The sequence below is a fragment of the Corynebacterium gottingense genome, assembly GCF_003693265.1.
Taxonomy (GTDB): Bacteria; Actinomycetota; Actinomycetes; order Mycobacteriales; family Mycobacteriaceae; genus Corynebacterium; species Corynebacterium gottingense.
The window spans coordinates 1-16,992 of sequence record NZ_RDRE01000011.1 but is presented as its reverse complement, the minus strand read 5'-3'; the positions used below and the strand labels follow the sequence as shown (position 1 = coordinate 16,992).

Sequence of the window (16,992 nt, the reverse complement as noted above, 5' to 3'; positions counted from 1 at the left end):
ACTATACGGATTGGCGGCGCGGTTAGGCAGCGCATTTGGTTGTGTGGCTGCGTGTGGGTAGGATGGGCAAAGGCCTGGAGACGTGCCAGAGCGGCCGAATGGGGCTCCCTGCTAAGGAGTTGCCCTCTTTGCGGAGGGCCGCAGGTTCAAATCCTGTCGTCTCCGCCACCGCGCCCGTAGCTCAACGGATAGAGCATCTGACTACGGATCAGAAGGTTGGGGGTTCGAATCCCTCCGGGCGCACCAAGAAAACCCCAGCTCAGCGAGCTGGGGTTTCGTGCTTTCCGCTCCTAGTCGGTCTTCACCACCGGTGCGACCGTGGAGGTCGTGGACGGGGTCTCGCCGGAGCCGGAGGAACCGACGGTGATGTCCACATCGCGGACGCTCGGGACGCAGGTGCGTGCGCCGACGATGGCGAGGACGGCGGTAGCCAGGCCGATCACGCCAGCGCCGGCGGCGGTGAGTGCCTCGGGTTGGACGCCGAAGTTACGTGCGGCGTCATTGAGTGTGCGGGTCAGCTGGGCGCCGACGGACTCGAGGCCGGGCACCGTCAGTTGGGTTGCCAGCGCGAGCGGGATGATCGCCAGGATCGGCACCGCCAGGCCGGCGAGGGTCGCCGCGCAGCGCGGGTCGGAGGAGCCGCCCTCGACGCCCACGTTTGCGCCAACCTCCGGGCCCTCGCCCTCCTGGCCGAACGCGGAGGAGCCGCCGCCGGAAGACGCCGGAATACCGTCCACCTTGCCGTTGTCCGTGACCTTCACATCGGGGTTGCCGTTGTCCGTGACATTGACGTCCGCCTTGGCGTTGTCGGTGACCTTGACGTCGACAGTGGCCTTGGCGTTGTCGGAGATCTTGACGTCCGGGTTGCCGTTGTTGGACAGGTTGTCGCGCGGGTTGGCGTTGTCCGTGATCACCACGGTCGCCTTGGCGTTGTCCTTGATGTCCGCCTTGGCATTGTCGGAGATCTTCACGTCTGGGTTGCCGTTGTTGTTGGCGTTGTCCTTGACCTCTGCCTTGGCGTTGTCTGTGACCTTGACGTCGACGGTGGCCTTGGCGTTGTCGGAGATCTTGACGTCCGGGTTGCCGTTGTTGGACAGGTTGTCGCGCGGGTTGGCGTTGTCCGTGATCACCACGTTCGCCTTGGCGTTGTCCTTGATCTCTGCCTTGGCGTTGTCTGTGACCTTGACGTCGACGGTGGCCTTGGCGTTGTCGGAGATTTTCACGTCCGGGTTGCCGTTGTTGGACAGGTTGTCGTGCGGGTTGGCGTTGTCCGTGATCACCACGGTCGCCTTGGCGTTGTCGGAGATTTTCACGTCCGGGTTGCCGTTGTTGGACAGGTTGTCGTGCGGGTTGGCGTTGTCCGTGATCACCACGGTCGCCTTGGCGTTGTCGGAGATCTTCACGTCCGGGTTGCCATTGTTAGACAGGTTGTCCTTGATCTCGGCCTTGGCGTTGTCCGTGATCACCGGGTTGCCGTTATTGGCCAGGTTGTCCTTGATCTCAGCCTTCGCGTTGTCCGTGATGACCACGCTCGGGTTGCCGTTGTTGGACGCGATGTTGATGTTCACACCGCCGCCCTTGCCGTCCCCGGAGCCAGAGCCCGTGCCAGAACCCGAGCCGCCACCGGTCAGGCCGCCGAGCAGCCCGCCACCGGTTGCGCCGCCAACGATGCCGCCGAGGATCTTGCCAAGCACATCACCGGCGATGCCGGCGACCTCGCCACTCGAGGTCTGCGGATTGGACGCGTTGATCTTCAGCGTGCGCTTCACGGTAGTGGTGCCGTCGGAGAACTCGACCGGCAGGTCTTGCGTGCCCGCAACGAAGTTGCTCGGCGCGGTGATCAGGACCTTTCCGTCCTTGGTGGACACGCCCCACAACGGCTTGCCCGTACCCTTCTTCACGGTCACGCCCTCGGGCAGTGTGATCTCGTCGACAGTCTTGGAAAGTTTGCCCTCAAAGTCCACGTCGTAGGGGCTGCCTAAGTCCGGCAGGTCCGCAACCCACGCCGCATCGTTCTTGAACACGTTGACCTTGAGCGTCACGTTCTGCGGCTCTTCGCCCGGCAGCGTCACCTTCGCGGGGATGCTCTGCAGTCCGTCCCTGAACGCGACGTCGCTCTGCGGGCGGGTCAGTTCAACGGAGCCGTCCCCGTTTGCAGCCAGCTTCCAGTTGAACAGTGTCGCTGCCGCGGCCTCGATTGTCGAGCCCTCCGGCAGCACAAGACCCTCGACGGTCGCGGGCTCATTGCCGGCAAAGTTCGCGTCGTATTCCTTCTCCCAATCCACGGCGCTGTCCGGAACGCTCGTGGCGGAGGTCGCAGTCGTTTCGGTGGTCGTGGTGTCCTGCGCGTAGCCGTTCGGCACGACGATGGATGGCGCGGTCAGCGCGAGGGACAGGGCGCTCGCGGCGACGAGCGCGCGGCGGCGCGGAGTGTGGGCCATGGAGGTTCCTTTACGGTTGGGTGGGCACGTGCGTGCCCTGAGCTGGCAAGAGTTGGACAGAGTTGCAAGTACCTTAATATTTCTAGCACCTTACTGCCTGCGCGTATAGCGTTCCGCACATTCGCGTCGACCTTCTACATACATTCGGGGGCTATTGCTTATCGACGCCCCACCGCCCCTCACGTTCCATCAACCCCTCATCCACCTGGCGTTTTGGTGCTTTGTGAGCAACGGTGTAACGTATCTCTTCGTTGTCAGAGAGAATCTGACAGGACGCGCCCGTAGCTCAACGGATAGAGCATCTGACTACGGATCAGAAGGTTGGGGGTTCGAATCCCTCCGGGCGCACAAGTTGGAACCCCGCTCCGGCGGGGTTTTCTTCTGCCCGGTCAGGCGGGTGGACACGCGGGGTGTTAAAGGACGGGGGCTCGCACTTATACAGGTCAAGGCTCGATAAATATTGCATGAGTGAATCTTAAGTGTATCCTTAGGCGTAAAAGTTGGCATACGCCTGTCTACGGCATTATTGTCAATAGAGATTAAATGGAGAGTTTTCCCAGCTCTCGTAAAGGCCTCAAGTACTTACTCACGTATTGGAGAGAACTATGCGCGGAAACAATAAGCCTGCACGCGGGCTGTTTTCCGGAATGAAAAGGACCGTCGTTGCCTCGGCGACGGCCCTTTCGCTTGCTGTCGGCGGCATGGCCGTTCCGGCGATCCCGACCCCCGCGGGGGATAGCTTGTTGCCGGCAGCGTCGGCGCAGTGGACTGACGCTGACGTGCCCGATCTCGTAGATCCTTTGAAGGAATTGGTCGGAACGCAAGCTAAACAGATTGCGGGAAACACCTCTGCGTCTTTCGAAAATGTGGACCCTCTCGCAAATTACAATGAGAATTGGGCTCAGGCCCCAGAAGTATTGCGTGAGCTTTCTCAAAATGGGCAGACCGGGTATCGAGTCGAGATACTTGGAAACGACAGTAAAGAGATCCGTTTGCACGGCGTTGAGCTTTACGGCCCGTTAGTACTAAAAAAGGACGAATACAAAAGGGATTACTACGGGCCAAAGCAACAGGGTCTCGCCTTTGAGGAGGGGTATTACTACGTCTGGGTTGATGAGGCCCGCGCAGGCGAATACCGCGTCCTGGGCGACGGCCAAAATCGCGTGTTCAAGGTTAAGGCGACCGCCACGCAAGACGAGGAATATGGCGCCGAAGGTTACGGCAACGGGTTGCGGCTCGAATTTCCGAGGGAGTTGACGATCCCGAAAAGCGGTGGCGGTTCAAACGTTAGGCTAAACATATTCGGTCCGGGCTTAGGCGGTCCGGAGCTTAAGCGATTGAACAACTATGTTAAACATGTGACAGAGCCTCAACGAGCTGTGATCAACGGCGTTGTCGAAGGGGCACCTGCCGACGGCGCGCCTGTGCTTGTTAATGGTGAGCAAAAGGGCACTGTTCAGGATGGCAAGTTCTCGATTGAAGGCCTCGAAGCAGGTTCGTACGAGGTAAAGATCGGTGAGACCGACACGACCGAGGAATCTGCGACCCAGAACATCTCCGTGAGCGCTGGGGAGACCAAGCCTTTGACGTTCACCGTCAACGCGAAGACCGGCACCGTTTCGGGTTCGGTGACCGCGCCGAAGAGCTTTACCGATACCGCAAAGGTCGAGCTCCTGGACCAGGACGGTAACCCGGTCGGGCAGCCGCAGACTGTTGGTCGCGGGGAGTTTGATTACAACTTCAATGACGTGCCTTTTGGAGACTACACGGTCCGGGTTACGCCGCTGGGGCAGTACGGCCGTGATGAATCTGCAAGGTTTACGGTGGATAACAACAACCGTGACGCGAGGGTCGGCGGCCTGACGATTTCCGCCAACCCAGCAGAGGTGACCGGTTACGTGCGCGATGACGGTGGCAACGTGGTCTCTAACGCCCGCGTCACGATCAACGGCGTAGACACAACGACTAATGCGAACGGGTACTACAAGATCACCGACCTCCCTGTCGGTACACACACCATTTCTGTTGAGGGCACTAAGCTCACCGAGGATGAGACCGTGAATGTGACGCTCGCGCCGGGAGAGAGCCGCGGTACTGACATCGAGGTCAAGCGCAAGCGTTCTTCGCTCACGGTGCATGTCGTAGACGATGCCAATTCCCCAGTCAACGACGCTGAGGTGGAAATCAGCGGCGCCACTAGCGCTAAGCAGAAGACGGACGCCAACGGAAACACATCATTCGACGGCCTTCTGCCTGGCGAGTACAGCGTCACTGTGGAAGGTAACGATGCGCATGGCGGTGACACCGAAAATGTCACCGTGAATGCGGAAGCACCTGCGACGGCAGATCTGCGACTGGATCGCAAGAGTGGCACCGTATCTGGCAGGGCGACCATCAAGGGAACAAATCTCCCGGCAACCGGTGTGAAAGTAACACTGACCGGAGATGGCGACCAGGCATCCGCCGTTGTTGGCGCAGACGGAACGTACAGCATCGCTGGTGTTCAGCCCGGTAGTTATAAGCTGAACTTCGAGAAGGGGAACGAGACCCAGGCCAAGCCGTTTGGCACCGTTGAGGTGGGGCCAGGTGGAAAGCTCACGGATCAGAACGTCGAACTCGACTACATCAAGGCCAAGATTGGTGGCCAGGTCAACCTGGACGGACTTCCCCTTAAAGGCATCGAGGTGACGGTCAAGGGTAACGGCAAAACCTATACCACCAAGACCGATGAGCGCGGTTTCTATGAGCTGCTCAGCCGCGACCCTGGCGACTACACGGCCTCGATCGCGGGGAACAATACCTACAAAGGTATTACCGTCGGTCCGGAGTACGCAGGCCCGGGCAAGACTCTTGATTTGAACCTCAGCGCGGTTTCCCTGCCCGGCACCATCACCGGCACGGTTGTTGATGACGCGGGTAAGCCAGTTGAAGGCGCCGAGGTTTCCGCGGGTGGCAAGAAAGCCACGACGGGCGGCGACGGCAAGTACACCATCCCAGGCGTAGTCCCTGGAAAGAAGACCGTGACCGTCACCGACGGCGACAACTTCGCTGGAAACTCCACCGGCGTCACCGTGACCGTGAAGCCGAATGAAACCATCACGGCAGATGACATCACGGTGACCCGAGCAAACGGCTCCATTGTGGGCAAAATTGTCGATGACGCCGGTAACCCCGTCTCCCCGGATAACGTCACTGTGACGCGACCGGATGGAACGAGGGCCCCCGCATCGGTGGTAAACGGCGAATTCGAGCTCAAGGATCAGAAGCCGGGTCAGTACGAGATCCAGGTCGGTAAGACGAAGCTGACGAAGCCGCACACCGAAAAGGTGACTGTAGAGCCGAACAAGACAGCTACGCCCACGATCACGGTTGAGCGGTTTAACCCTGGATACACGGTCACCGTGCTTAATGACCTCGGCGAAACCGTGGAAAATGCCGAAGTAATCCTTTCTCGCGACGGTCGGGAGCTCGAGCGCAAACCGGCAGACGCGGATGGCAAGGTTGAATTCCTGAACCAGGCCCCCGGAGCCGGCTACGCTGTCGACGTTGTTCCAGGCGAGGACTACGTAAACGTCAAGGACAACAAGCTGCCCGACCTGGTGGAGGACGCCAACGTCACCTGGCAGATCAGCGTGGCACCGCAGCCCGGGTCCGTTACCGGCACGATCACCGATGACGCGGGTAACCCGGTCACGGGAGCAACCGTTGTCATCGACGGTGAGCGTCGCGCCAAGAACGCGCCTGACGCCGAATTCAAGACCTCGACCACGACTGGCCAGGACGGTACCTACAAGTTCGCAAGTGTTCCTGCAGGTGAGTTCAGCGTTTCGGTGGTGCCTACCAACGCACGCAGCGGCGAACCCAAGGAAGTCACGGTGCGCCCCAACCGTCCGTCGACCGCAGACATTCAGCTCACCCGGGCGCCGGGCAACCTCGAGGGTGTAGTCACCAACGATGCTGGCGAATCTGTCAACGACGCTAAGGTGATCCTCAAGGACGCCGACGGCAACGAGGTGGCCACCGCGCAGACGGACGCCAACGGCAAGTACCAGTTCAACGAGCAGAAGGCTGGCTCGTACACGGTTACCGTCGAGGCGGGTACCGCTCACGAGGCAAAAACCGTGGACGCGACCATTACCCCTGCGAACACTGAAGTTGCTGATGTCCAGGTCAAGCGCACCAACGGCTGGGCCGAGGGCACTGTAGTGGACGAAACCGGTGCACCGGTTGAAGGCGCAACCGTCACTATTGACGGCGCTGACACCTACACCACCGACGCGGACGGCAAATTCACCACGGACAAGTTGAACCCGGGCCCGCACGAGGCGACCGTTGCAAAGACTGATGAGCACGGCGGTTATGTCAGGGGCTTCGAAGTTAACCCAGGTGTGAAGACCGACGTCGCCCTGACGGTGAACCGTGCGACGGACACCGTCAATGGCTTCGTGAAGGATGACAGCGGCAAGCCGATCGCGAATGTGGACGTTGTGATCCAACGCGGCGGGCAGACCGTCGACACCGTCAAGGCCGATAGCGATGGCCTGTTCTCCATGGACTCCGTGACGCCGGGCGACTACACCGCGGTTGTTGCGGGCACCGACGAATACAAGGAAGGCAAGACTGCCTTCACCGTTGTCGCCGGTACCCACACCGACCCGGTTGAGATCGAGGTGCAGCGTAACCCTGGTTCGGTCGATGGCTCCGTGAAGGACTCCACTGGCCAGCCGCTGGAAAACATCAGCCTGACGCTGACCCGTGGCGATGAAGAGCGCAACGCGGCAACCGCGAAGAACGGCTCATTCAACTTCGATGGCGTCCCTGCAGGTCAGTGGACGCTCAGCGTTGACGCGCCGAAGACCTACAAGAAGGTCTCCAACATCGTAGTGAACGTCTCGGCCAACGGGAAGGTCACTGAGGACATCACGTTGACGTCGACAATCGGCTCCGTGCACGGCGTAGTCACGGGCGCGAAGAACGCGCCGATTGAGGGCGCGACCGTGACCATCACAAACGTTGAGAACGGCGCAAGCTACGAATCCACCACCGATAAGGAAGGCAAATACTCGCGCGGCGACCTGTCTGTTGGTCAGTACCGCATCGAGGTCCGCGCGGCGGACTACGAGTCGCCCGAGGCGCAGGTAGTGGACGTCGCGCCGAGCGCGAACGTACAGAAGGACTTCCAACTGGAGAAGACGCCGGACACCCCGCAGACGGGGACCGTCAAGGGCTCCGTGCGTGACGCCGACGGCAACGCAATTGACGGCGAGGTCGCTGTTGTGCTGGAGAACGTGGACACCGGCGACGTCATCCCGGCAACGGTTGACGCCAACGGCGACTACACCGCGGCTGACGTGCCGGCCGGCAACTACAGGGCGAAGGCGAGCGCGAACGGGTACCGCCCGACCAGCGCGCCGAGCGTGACCGTCAACGTTGGCAAGACCAGCTCGGTCCAGGCGATCGAGATGGCGAAGGTCGCCGCCCAGGATGCCAAGGTGTCCGGTAAGGTCACCAACACGGCCGGCGACCCGATCGAAGGCGCTGTCGTGGAGATGGTTGATGACAACGACCCGGAGAAGTTCGTGGTGTTTGTCACCAACGAGAAGGGCGAGTTCTCCGGTGAGGCTGCCCTGGGCGCCTACACCGCGACCGTGTCCAAGGACGACGGCAACTACGTGGCCAAGAGCGGCCTGAAGTGGGACGTTACCGACGCCGACGGTCACTCCTTCAACGTCGTGCTCGACTCCAAGCCGAGCGATCACCCGAACAACACGGGTAACTTCGAAGGCGGCGTGCGTGATCAGGAGGGCAAGCCCGTCCCGGGCACCACGGCTACGGTCCGTCACCCGGACGGTTCCACCTCGGAGCTGGAGATTGACCCCGCGACCGGTGACTTCACGTCGGACGACCTGGAGCCGGGCGACTACGTTGTCGTTGTGGATCCTGCCGACGGCCACCGCACTCCGCGCTACACCGAGGTGACGGTCAAGGACGGCGAGAAGGTGACGGTGCCGCGCATCATCACCCCGACGACCAAGAAGCCGATCAAGGTGGACAAGGGCGAGCCCGGCACCATCAACGGCTGGCTCGTTGATGACCTGAACGAGCAGATCCCGGGTGCCAAGGTCATCGTGAAGGGCAAGGGCACGGATGCCGACGGCAACCCGACCGAGACCTTCCCGGCGGTGACCGTGGACAAGGACGGCCATTTCACCACCGACAAGCTGCCGGCTGGCGACTACGAGGTTGACCTCGAGCTGCCAGAGGGCTGGACCAAGCCGAAGGACTGGCCGAAGACGGTCAAGGTCACCGACGACAAGCCGGCACACCAGGGCATTGTCAACGTCAAGGCACCGCGCTCTGAGATCAAGGGCCAGGTTGTCGACGGCGACGGCAAGCCGATCGACGGCGTGCTGGTCACAGTCACCGACTCCCACGGCGACACCAAGGAAGTTCCGGTGGACAAGAACGGCAACTACACCACGGATGTGGTGCCGGGCGACGCCATCGTGGAAATCTTCACGCCGGAGGGCGTGCAGAAGGTCGACCCGATGTACATCCCGGTCCGCCCGGGCAAGGACGTCGAGCTGCCGACGGTCAACCTGACCAAGAAGGTACTGAAGCTGGAGAAGCGCGTGCGCGGCTACGACGCCAACACGCCTGACGACGCTCCGGGCCTGCCCAACGACGAGGACCTTATCTACGGCTTCATCGTCACCAACGAGTCCGACGTGACGGTCCACGATATTGAGATCGAGGACCCGTTCGCGCAGGGTGCCATCAAGGCGCCGAAGGGCTGGGACGGCACCCTGAAGCCGGGCGAGTACAAGGTGTTCTCCGCGGTCATGGCACCGCCGGTGGACAAGGGCGCGTTTGCCAACATCGCGGTCGCGCGCGGTAAGGACGACCACGACAAGATGGTCGCCTCCACGCCGAACGAGGCCTACGTGAAGTTCATGGACATGAACATGCAGAAGAAGGTCAACGCCCGCTTTGCTACCAACGCGGATGACCCGGTCCACATGGCCGCGGACGAAGACCTCTACTTCACCTACGAAGTGGTCAACACCGGTTCCATCCGTATGGAGAACGTGACCGTGAACGACACCATCTACGAAGGTGATGAGGAGAGCTTCGACCCGAAGCACCCGGGCAAGGGCACGCCGATGGAGATCATCCCGCCGAAGGGCTTCAACGGCACCCTGATGCCGGGCGAGCGCGTCGTGTTTAAGGGCGTGCTGCCTCCGCTGGCCAAGGGCAAGCGCCACCACAACGCGGCAGAAGCCGCGGGCCAGGCCCCCGAGCCGCCGAAGCGCGCGAAGCCTGTCGACGGCGAGCCGGACTACGGCGAGGACGTCTCCGGTCTCCTGGTGATCACGCCGAAGGAGAACGCGGAGGGCAACGCCCACATTGTGGTCGAGGAAGGCGCAGCGCTGCCGGCCGTGACCAACGTTGATGGCAACGTTTGGGTTGACATGAACGAGGATGGCAAGCGCGATGCCAAGGACACCAACTTCGGTGGCATGGACATCACGCTGCACTCCCTCGACGGTCTGCCGGACGTGAAGACCACCAGCGACAGCGACGGCAAGTTCAACTTCGCCGCCGCGCCTGCTGGCAAGTACACGCTGCAGATGCGCAACCCGGGCGGTGTCGTGCTCGCCGACCCGCTGGACCCGGACAAGAACGAGAACGGCATCGGCGCTGCGCTGGAGTCGAAGGAGTTCGAGATCACCGGCGACGAGGAGAAGATGAACGTTGACGTCCGACTCCTCGACCGCCCGATCGAGTACACCGAGACGACCACCCCGGCACCGGAGCCGAAGGGCAGCTCGCTGGGCAAGTGCCTGGCGGACACCTCCTCGGTCTCCAACCCGGCCACCTGGCTGATCCCGATCGGCATCCTGATCGCGGCCATGGGCGGTGCGGCGGTCCTGTTCGAGGACGAGTTCAACGCCGCAGCGGCGCAGTTTAACCAGGCCATGCCGAACCTGAACATCCAACGCCCGGAGTGGATGAACGAGATCTCCCGCCAGCTGTCGCAGATCGACCCGGCCGTCCCGGCGGGCGTCCTCGCGGCAGGCATCATTGGCCTGGGCGCGCTCGCCCTCGGCCTGACCTACGCCTCCTGCCAGTCCGGCGGAGAGATGGGCAGCAGCACGGGTGACGCGAAGGGATCCTCCTCCAAGAAGGAAGCGAAGACCCTCACCACGGCCGCTGAGCCGACCAAGGTCAACGCCTAACGCCAGGCACCACTGAGGCGAAAGCCCGTCGCGGAAACGCGGCGGGCTTTACGCTTATATACAGCTAAGAAATTGCGCGGCGCTGCGTATTGAGAACGCCTGCCAACACGGATACATTAGTAATGGTTTTTGGGCTGAGTGCGCCCGCAATAACGCTGAGAGGTACCACATGATTTTGAAGAAGCACACCGGCAAACTGAGCTGCGTCGCGCTCGCGGCGGCGGTCGCGGGCACGGTTGCCCTCACGCCCGTCGCGAGCGCGCAGGATCCGTCGCTCGCTGCGGGTCTGGCAGACCTCGCCTCGAAGGCGAACGAGGCGCTCCCCTCCGTGCAGGAAGCACCCGCCGGCACGGGCTCCTACCAGGCGCACTTCACCTCCGGCGGCTGGGCCTACACCGCACTCGCACTCAACCCGTTCAATGACCGGGTTTACGCGGTGTCGAAGGCCGAGCAGGGCAAGCCGGCCAACCACCTCCTGCGTATCCACCCCGTCACCGGTGAGGTGCTCGACATGGGGCCTTTGGCGCTTGACGACGCCACGTCGACCCCCACCATCACCTCCGCCGCCTTCACCCGCGCCGGTGACCTCGTGCTCAACACCGGCGACGCCATCCACACCCTGGACCTCTCACAGGATGCGGCAGGCAGCCGCCACGAAGGCGCCCTCACCTTTGACTTCCACGCACTGGAGCAGCGCGGCGAGACCGACGCGAAGGCACCGCACGCGTGGGGCTCCCTCGGGGGCGACGCAGATGCCAACACCCTCTACGCCGTTTCTACCGGCAAGGACCCCAAGACGAAAAAGGACGTCCCCTTCCTGTGGACGCTCGACGTCCGCGAGGCCACAGTCAGCGCCGAGCCGCTCGCCGTGGCGAAGGGCGTCGACGCTGCCAAGGTGGGTGACCTGAACTACGCCTACACCAACCGCGCCGGCAACCTGGTCTTCGCAGACGACAAGGCCTCCACCGTCGAGGTGAAGGACGCGGCCACCAAGCCGCTGCTCATCGCCGCGACCACCGAGGGCACCCGCGTCACCGACAACTTTCTCAACCTGGCCAGCCTGCGCGCAGGCGCCTGGTACAAGCCGGTGACGGAGCCGCAGAAGCCGCCCGCCGAGCCGACGGCGCCCCGCGTCGCAACCGGTGCCCCCACCGAGCCGACCGTGAAGGCCGCCGAGCAGCCATCCCCGAGCGCGAAGGAGCCCGCTCCGGCGCCGGCCCCGGCCGTGCCTACGGAGGTGGCGGAAGTGACGGAGCCGAGCTCGTCGGTAAGCACTCAAGCCCCGGCGCCCACCGCGGCCGAGGCGCGCGACGTGCTGGTGACCGTGATGGACGAGAACGCGCACGCGGTCGGTGGCTACGAAGTGATTGTGGACGAGGACCCCTCGATCTACGCCAAGACTGACCGCGAGGGCCAGGCGCGCCTGTCGCTGCCCGAGGGCATGGGCGACGTGAAGGTCGCGGCTGGTGATGAGCTGTTCCCGGTCGCTGCTGGCGACACCTCGCTGCGCGTGCAGTTCAACGCGGGCGAGGCAGATGGGACCGCGACTGACACCACCTCGAAGACCGCCCCGGTGACGACGACCGAGGGTGACGAGAGCCAGACCAGCACAACTACGACGGCCGCGGCCGACCTCGAGGCGGCGAAGGTGAAGCTCACACTGCTGGACGAGGACGACAAGCCGGTGAAGCGTGTGCATCTGGAGGACCGCAACGGCGACGAGGCAGGGCGTACGAACAAAGACGGCGAGTTCACTGTCACGATTCCCGCCGGTAAGAAGAGCGTCCGCGTTCGGTTGGAAGAAGACGACGTCCCGAAGGGCTACAAGAACTCCTACTTCACCGTCGACCGCGACATGGATGGGGAGGAAATCGTCCTGAAGAAGGACTCCACCTCTGGTGATGGCAAGTACCCGGAGAAGAACGCGCGCATCTCCGTCGTGGACGAGGACGACAACCCGGTGGAGAGCGCCGTCCTGGTGTCGGGCGACTCGATCCTCGGCGTCACCAACGCCAACGGCGTGGCTGACGTGGTGATCCCGTCCGGCGACGAGCGCTTTGTGCGCATCACCCTGGACGAGGTCCCGGATGGCTACAGCAACAAGGAGCTCGTATTCAGCCGCGAGAACAACTCCGGCGAGATCGTGTTGAAGAAGAAGGGGAGCACCACCTCCACCAAGTCCAAGCCGAAGGAGATCCTGGAGGTCATGGATGAGGTGAAGCCGCTGCTGGCCGGCATCCTCGGCCCGGTGGGCGCCGCGGCCGGTGCGCTGGGTGGCGGCAAGGCCGGCAGCAAGACGACGGGCACCAAGTCCACCTCCACTTCCACCACCGGTACGTCCACGGAGAGCACCAGCTACTCCCGCGCGAACCTCACCGGCGGCGTGTCCACCGGGCGCACCACCAGCGTGGAGCAGAAGCAGTCCGTGGTGAAGCGCACGGTGAGCAACAAGAAGTCCGGCTCCTCCAAGGACGATTCGGACGAGACCACCAAGTCCTCCAGCCGCGATGGTGATCTGGCGGAGACCGGTACGCCGATGACCACCGTTATCACCCTCGGCCTTCTGCTGCTCCTGGCCGGTGGCGCCTACATGTACATGGGCCGCCGCCGCGAGGGCGAATAGCACCGGACGCAGACGAGAACCCCCAGACACCGTGTCTGGGGGTTCTTCGTGTCTCAGGGCACTGCTAGAACACCTCGACGCGCCCGCCCAGGGACTCGATCTGCTGGAGCTGGCGCACCCACCCCGGCGCACCCGGGTGCAGGCGCATGACGGGCCGCGAGGAGATCTTCACCGGGGAGACGGACTCGCGGCGGGCGCCGGAGCGGGCGCTCATCCGGGTGTAGGCGCGGTGGCCGGACTCGGCGAGCTGCTTCATCGACGGCGTGGCGCCGGCGAGGTCGGCGCGAGCGGTGTGGAGGACCTCGATGTACTCGTCAAGCACGCGGACCAGGGATTCCGCGTTCGTCTCGCACATGTTGCGCACCAGGACCGGGTCGGTGCCCGCCACGCGCGTGCCGCCCTTGTAGGAGCCGGCGGCCAGCGACTGCGCGAGGGTCCCGCCCTTGTCGCCCACCAGGGCGAGCGCCTCCGCGAGCACGTGCGGCAGGTGGGACACGCGGGCGACCGCCTCGTCGTGCGGGTTCACCCGCACCGGCACTGCCTCGGCGCCTGCGGCGGCCGCCAGCTTGCACACCTGGGCGAACAGCTGCGACCAGCACTCCGGCACGCGGTCCACTTCCAGGGCGTAGTCGTAGGTGACCACCCAGGCGGCGCGGGAGAACAGGCCCTCCTGGGACGCCACCCAGCCGGAGTGCTCGGTGCCCGCCATCGGGTGCCCGCCCACGTAGCGCTCGCCCATCCCGCGCGCGAGGACGAGGTCGTACACCGGCTTCTTCACCGAGACGACGTCCGTAAAGCCGCAGCTCGGGGCGTACTGGGCGATGGCGTCTAGCACGTCGGCTACTGCCTCGAAGGGGACCGCGATGACGATGAGGGCGTCGTCGCGCTGGGCGCGCTGGAGGACGTCGATAAGCGAATTGGTTGCGTCGAACCCGTCGCGCTGCGCGGCGCGGGTGCCATTGCGGGAGTGGGTGTAGCCGTAGGCGGTGTGTCCCTGGGCTACGAGGTCGCGGAGGAGGGAGCCGCCGATGAGCCCGAGGCCGACGATGCAGACGGGCTTGAGGCGGGTGCTGGGGATCCGGGATGCGTCGCTGAGATTCACGCCCCTCATTCTAATGACAACGGCCCGCCGTGCCGACTACTGTGGGCGAACATGAGCGAGGATTACACGGGCGGCTGGGCCGTGACGGTGGCGCAGCACAACGGGGTGTGGAATGTCCGTGGGTACGCGGATGATTTTGGGGACATGGGGGCGTCGATAAGCGCGGTGCGCGCGCTGCGCAACGAGGGGCCGGCGTTTGCGATGCTCAACGTCGAGGACGATTACCTGGTGGTCGTGCGGCCCGGGCCGGTGCGTGCGCGGGTGCTGCTGTCGGACGCGACGATGGCCGTGGATGACGAGTTCGCGGAGTCCGTGCTCGCGGAGGCGGGGATCGACGCGCCCGACATCGACCCCGATGAGCTGGACATGGTCGACGCGTGGGGCGACGGCGACTTTGACATCTTTGCGGACCTCGGGGTTTCCAGCGAGCAGATCAGTGTGCTTATCGACGATGACGCGGACCCCGAAGACCTCGCCTTCATGCTCGCCGACGAGCTCGGCTTCGGCGACGAGCTCGCGGACGCACTCGGGGATGCGGACTAGCGCACCGCAGCGCCGCGCCGAGGCCCGCATGCGCGAGGCGCTGGACCTGGCGCGCACGACCCCGGCCGGCGACGTCCCCGTCGGCGCGCTCGTCTTTGATGCGTCGGGGCGCGTCGTGGGCAGGGGAGTCAACCGCAGGGAGGCGGACGGCGACCCGACCGCGCACGCCGAGGTGGAGGCGATCCGCGCCGCCGCCCGTGAGCTGGGCACGTGGCGCCTGGACGGCTGCGAGCTGGTGGTCACGCTGGAGCCGTGCACAATGTGCGCCGGCACCATCCTCGGCGCACGCGTCGCCTCCCTGGTCTTCGGCGCGTGGGAGCCCAAGACCGGGGCGGTGGGCTCGCTTTTCGACGCACTCCGCGACCCCCACCACCTGCACACCGTCGAGGTGCGCGCGGGGGTGCTGGCGGAGGAAAACGCGGCGCTGCTGGGGGCGTTCTTCCGGGACCTTCGGTAAGCTGGGCAGCGTTAGCAACAGACTCGACCGAAAAGGAGACCGTCATGGGTTTTGAGGACAAGGCAGACCAGCTCAAGGGCAAGGCCAAGGAGGCAGCCGGCGAGGTTACGGACAACGAAAGCCTGGAGAACGAGGGCAAGGCCGACCAGCTCAAGGGCGGCGTGCGCGAGAAGCTCGAGGACGCTGGCGACGCAGTGAAGGACAAGTTCAACGAGGTCGCTGGCAAGGTCCAGGACCGCGTCGACGGCGAGAAGTAAGCCGCGGGCGGATTTGGTCTCCGGCGCACCCTACCGTTATTCTGTTTCACGGTAGCGTGTCCGAGCGGCCGAAGGTGCTCGCCTCGAAAGCGAGTGAGGGTCAAACCTCCGCGGGTTCAAATCCCGCCGCTACCGCCAAAGAAAAGTGGCGCATCCCCGGATGTTGGGGGTGCGCCACTTTTTGCGTTCGTACTTGTTTGAGCCTCTAGACTTCAATCTAGAGGCTAACTATATTGGCCTTACAGCGGTTCCATATCTATAGACTATGCGAAGTTTCCATAGCCAGAAATTGTGCTCACCCATAAGAACGCTGATACGACGAAAAACGCGGCGAATGTGAAGGCAAAAGCACGCCATGATCGGTCGCTAAGCCGATCCTTTTTCAACATGTAGACAGACATGGCTAATACGCCCAACACCACCAATGAAGGTAGAGGTAGCCCATAGAAAACGAAAGGTATTGGAAGCCATGTGGACAGGAGCACTCCGCCATAAAGGGTTGCGAAGCCCAAGACAATTCCAAAAAGCACTTCCGGAATGATCGTTCTTTCTTTCACAACAAATTCCTTACCAATCAGTTTATCTTGATCAGACCACCGTTTTTAGCCTGCGCATGACATTCATTGATGGCGCCCGCTTCATCTCCTTCGTGTCGCAATCCAATGTCTCGACCAATGGCATTGTTTGTTTGATCCATGTGCCCAGCTTCAGGAGAACCAGGATGGTCTGTTTCGTGGGCATCGCCAATTTTTCGTGCAAAATCTGCGTTAACCCGGATCGTTGTCAGCGCCTGCCACACACAATGCCTATCAGCGTCCTGAATGTTATTCTGCCGAGCTCAAAGAGCGAGTTCAAAGAGAAGGCGGTCCATTGCCACTAACTGCACAAACAAAAGAGCCTGTTTGACGAGATCCCCGTGACGAGCCCCTGGCGTTCGGGCCTGCGGATGTTTTGTTGGAGTGCCCCGGGGGCTTGTGTGTTGTTGTTTAGACTCCAAGTGCTTGGCGGTGTTCGGCGATGGTGGCATAGCCGTTGCCTAGCGTCGACTTCAGCCTGGTGTGGGTGTAGAAGTCGATGTAGTTGTCAATATAGTCTCGCATTTGTGCCACCGTCATCTTTTTGGTGGCGGGTCTGCCGTTGAGCAGTTCTTGTTTCATCGTGCCGAAGAACCCCTCGGTGCGCGCGTTATCACCACTTGTGCTTTTCCGTGACAGTGACGGGATGTATCGCCACCGCCTCTGGCACCATTCCCCTGTGGCGCATGCCTTGCACCCGGTGATGTTGTGGGCGTGGTCGGTAATCAGGTTGACCCAGCGTGTGCTGCGGTAG

General features: G+C 63.0%; 10 protein-coding genes and 4 tRNA genes. 9 read left to right on the top strand and 5 right to left on the bottom strand.

Going from position 1 to position 16,992, the window contains the following annotated elements:
• The first annotated feature begins 76 nt into the window (after positions 1–76).
• Positions 77–168, top strand: a tRNA-Ser gene (locus EAW56_RS07835).
• Between the two features lie 2 nt (positions 169–170).
• A tRNA-Arg gene (locus EAW56_RS07830) sits at positions 171–246 on the top strand.
• A 44-nt stretch (positions 247–290) separates the two neighbouring features.
• Here the strand turns inward: EAW56_RS07830 and EAW56_RS07825 are convergent.
• A complete protein-coding gene (locus EAW56_RS07825; protein WP_122086009.1) occupies positions 291–2,441 on the bottom strand; it encodes a hypothetical protein in 2,151 nt (716 codons plus the stop codon).
• 275 nt (positions 2,442–2,716) lie between these two features.
• Between EAW56_RS07825 and EAW56_RS07820 the strand changes: the two genes are divergently transcribed.
• From EAW56_RS07820 to EAW56_RS07810, 3 genes are all read left to right on the top strand, one after another.
• A tRNA-Arg gene (locus tag EAW56_RS07820) sits at positions 2,717–2,789 on the top strand.
• Positions 2,790–3,799: 1,010 nt separating this feature from the next.
• Complete coding sequence (locus tag EAW56_RS07815) at positions 3,800–10,681, top strand: carboxypeptidase regulatory-like domain-containing protein (RefSeq protein WP_167457419.1); 6,882 nt, start codon at positions 3,800–3,802, stop codon at positions 10,679–10,681.
• 169 nt (positions 10,682–10,850) lie between these two features.
• Positions 10,851–13,304: an LPXTG cell wall anchor domain-containing protein gene (locus EAW56_RS07810; protein WP_122086006.1), complete on the top strand. Its 2,454-nt coding sequence runs from the start codon at positions 10,851–10,853 to the stop codon at positions 13,302–13,304.
• 64 nt (positions 13,305–13,368) lie between these two features.
• Here EAW56_RS07810 and EAW56_RS07805 read toward each other — a convergent pair whose 3' ends face one another.
• Positions 13,369–14,415 (bottom strand): prephenate dehydrogenase, encoded by a 1,047-nt coding sequence (locus EAW56_RS07805; protein WP_095538035.1) that lies wholly within the window; start codon positions 14,413–14,415, stop codon positions 13,369–13,371.
• Between the two features lie 42 nt (positions 14,416–14,457).
• On the opposite strand from EAW56_RS07805, the gene EAW56_RS07800 reads away from it, so the two are divergent.
• The 4 genes from EAW56_RS07800 (at position 14,458) to EAW56_RS07785 (ending at position 15,801) form a co-directional block, all read left to right on the top strand.
• The gene (locus EAW56_RS07800; RefSeq protein WP_095535895.1) at positions 14,458–14,949 is read left to right on the top strand and encodes a tRNA adenosine deaminase-associated protein; all 492 of its coding nucleotides are present in this window, start codon (positions 14,458–14,460) and stop codon (positions 14,947–14,949) included.
• Complete coding sequence (locus EAW56_RS07795) at positions 14,939–15,406, top strand: nucleoside deaminase (protein ID WP_244213388.1); 468 nt, start codon at positions 14,939–14,941, stop codon at positions 15,404–15,406. The genes EAW56_RS07800 and EAW56_RS07795 overlap by 11 nt, the downstream gene beginning before the upstream one ends.
• Before the next feature lie 44 nt (positions 15,407–15,450).
• Positions 15,451–15,663, top strand: coding sequence for a CsbD family protein (locus EAW56_RS07790; RefSeq protein WP_095275245.1), 213 nt, complete (start codon positions 15,451–15,453; stop codon positions 15,661–15,663).
• A 50-nt stretch (positions 15,664–15,713) separates the two neighbouring features.
• Positions 15,714–15,801 (top strand) — tRNA-Ser (locus tag EAW56_RS07785).
• A gap of 125 nt (positions 15,802–15,926) precedes the next feature.
• Here EAW56_RS07785 and EAW56_RS07780 read toward each other — a convergent pair.
• From EAW56_RS07780 to EAW56_RS07775, 3 genes are all read right to left on the bottom strand, one after another.
• Positions 15,927–16,220: a hypothetical protein gene (locus EAW56_RS07780; RefSeq protein WP_109561210.1), complete on the bottom strand. Its 294-nt coding sequence runs from the start codon at positions 16,218–16,220 to the stop codon at positions 15,927–15,929.
• Positions 16,221–16,237: 17 nt separating this feature from the next.
• Positions 16,238–16,486, bottom strand: coding sequence for a DUF6973 domain-containing protein (locus EAW56_RS12590; protein WP_415528549.1), 249 nt, complete (start codon positions 16,484–16,486; stop codon positions 16,238–16,240).
• A gap of 163 nt (positions 16,487–16,649) precedes the next feature.
• The coding region (locus tag EAW56_RS07775) for an IS3 family transposase (protein ID WP_147453268.1) at positions 16,650–16,992 on the bottom strand (343 nt) is incomplete at its 5' end.

Bases quoted from the DNA above. Each gene is read 5' to 3' on its own strand.
- EAW56_RS07825 (WP_122086009.1), bottom strand. From the start codon at position 2,441: ATGGCCCACACTCCGCGCCGCCGCGCGCTCGTCGCCGCGAGCGCCCTG.
- EAW56_RS07810 (WP_122086006.1), top strand. From the start codon at position 10,851: ATGATTTTGAAGAAGCACACCGGCAAACTGAGCTGCGTCGCGCTCGCG.
- EAW56_RS07805 (WP_095538035.1), bottom strand. From the start codon at position 14,415: ATGAGGGGCGTGAATCTCAGCGACGCATCCCGGATCCCCAGCACCCGC.
- EAW56_RS07800 (WP_095535895.1), top strand. From the start codon at position 14,458: ATGAGCGAGGATTACACGGGCGGCTGGGCCGTGACGGTGGCGCAGCAC.
- EAW56_RS07795 (WP_244213388.1), top strand. From the start codon at position 14,939: ATGCGGACTAGCGCACCGCAGCGCCGCGCCGAGGCCCGCATGCGCGAG.
- EAW56_RS07790 (WP_095275245.1), top strand. From the start codon at position 15,451: ATGGGTTTTGAGGACAAGGCAGACCAGCTCAAGGGCAAGGCCAAGGAG.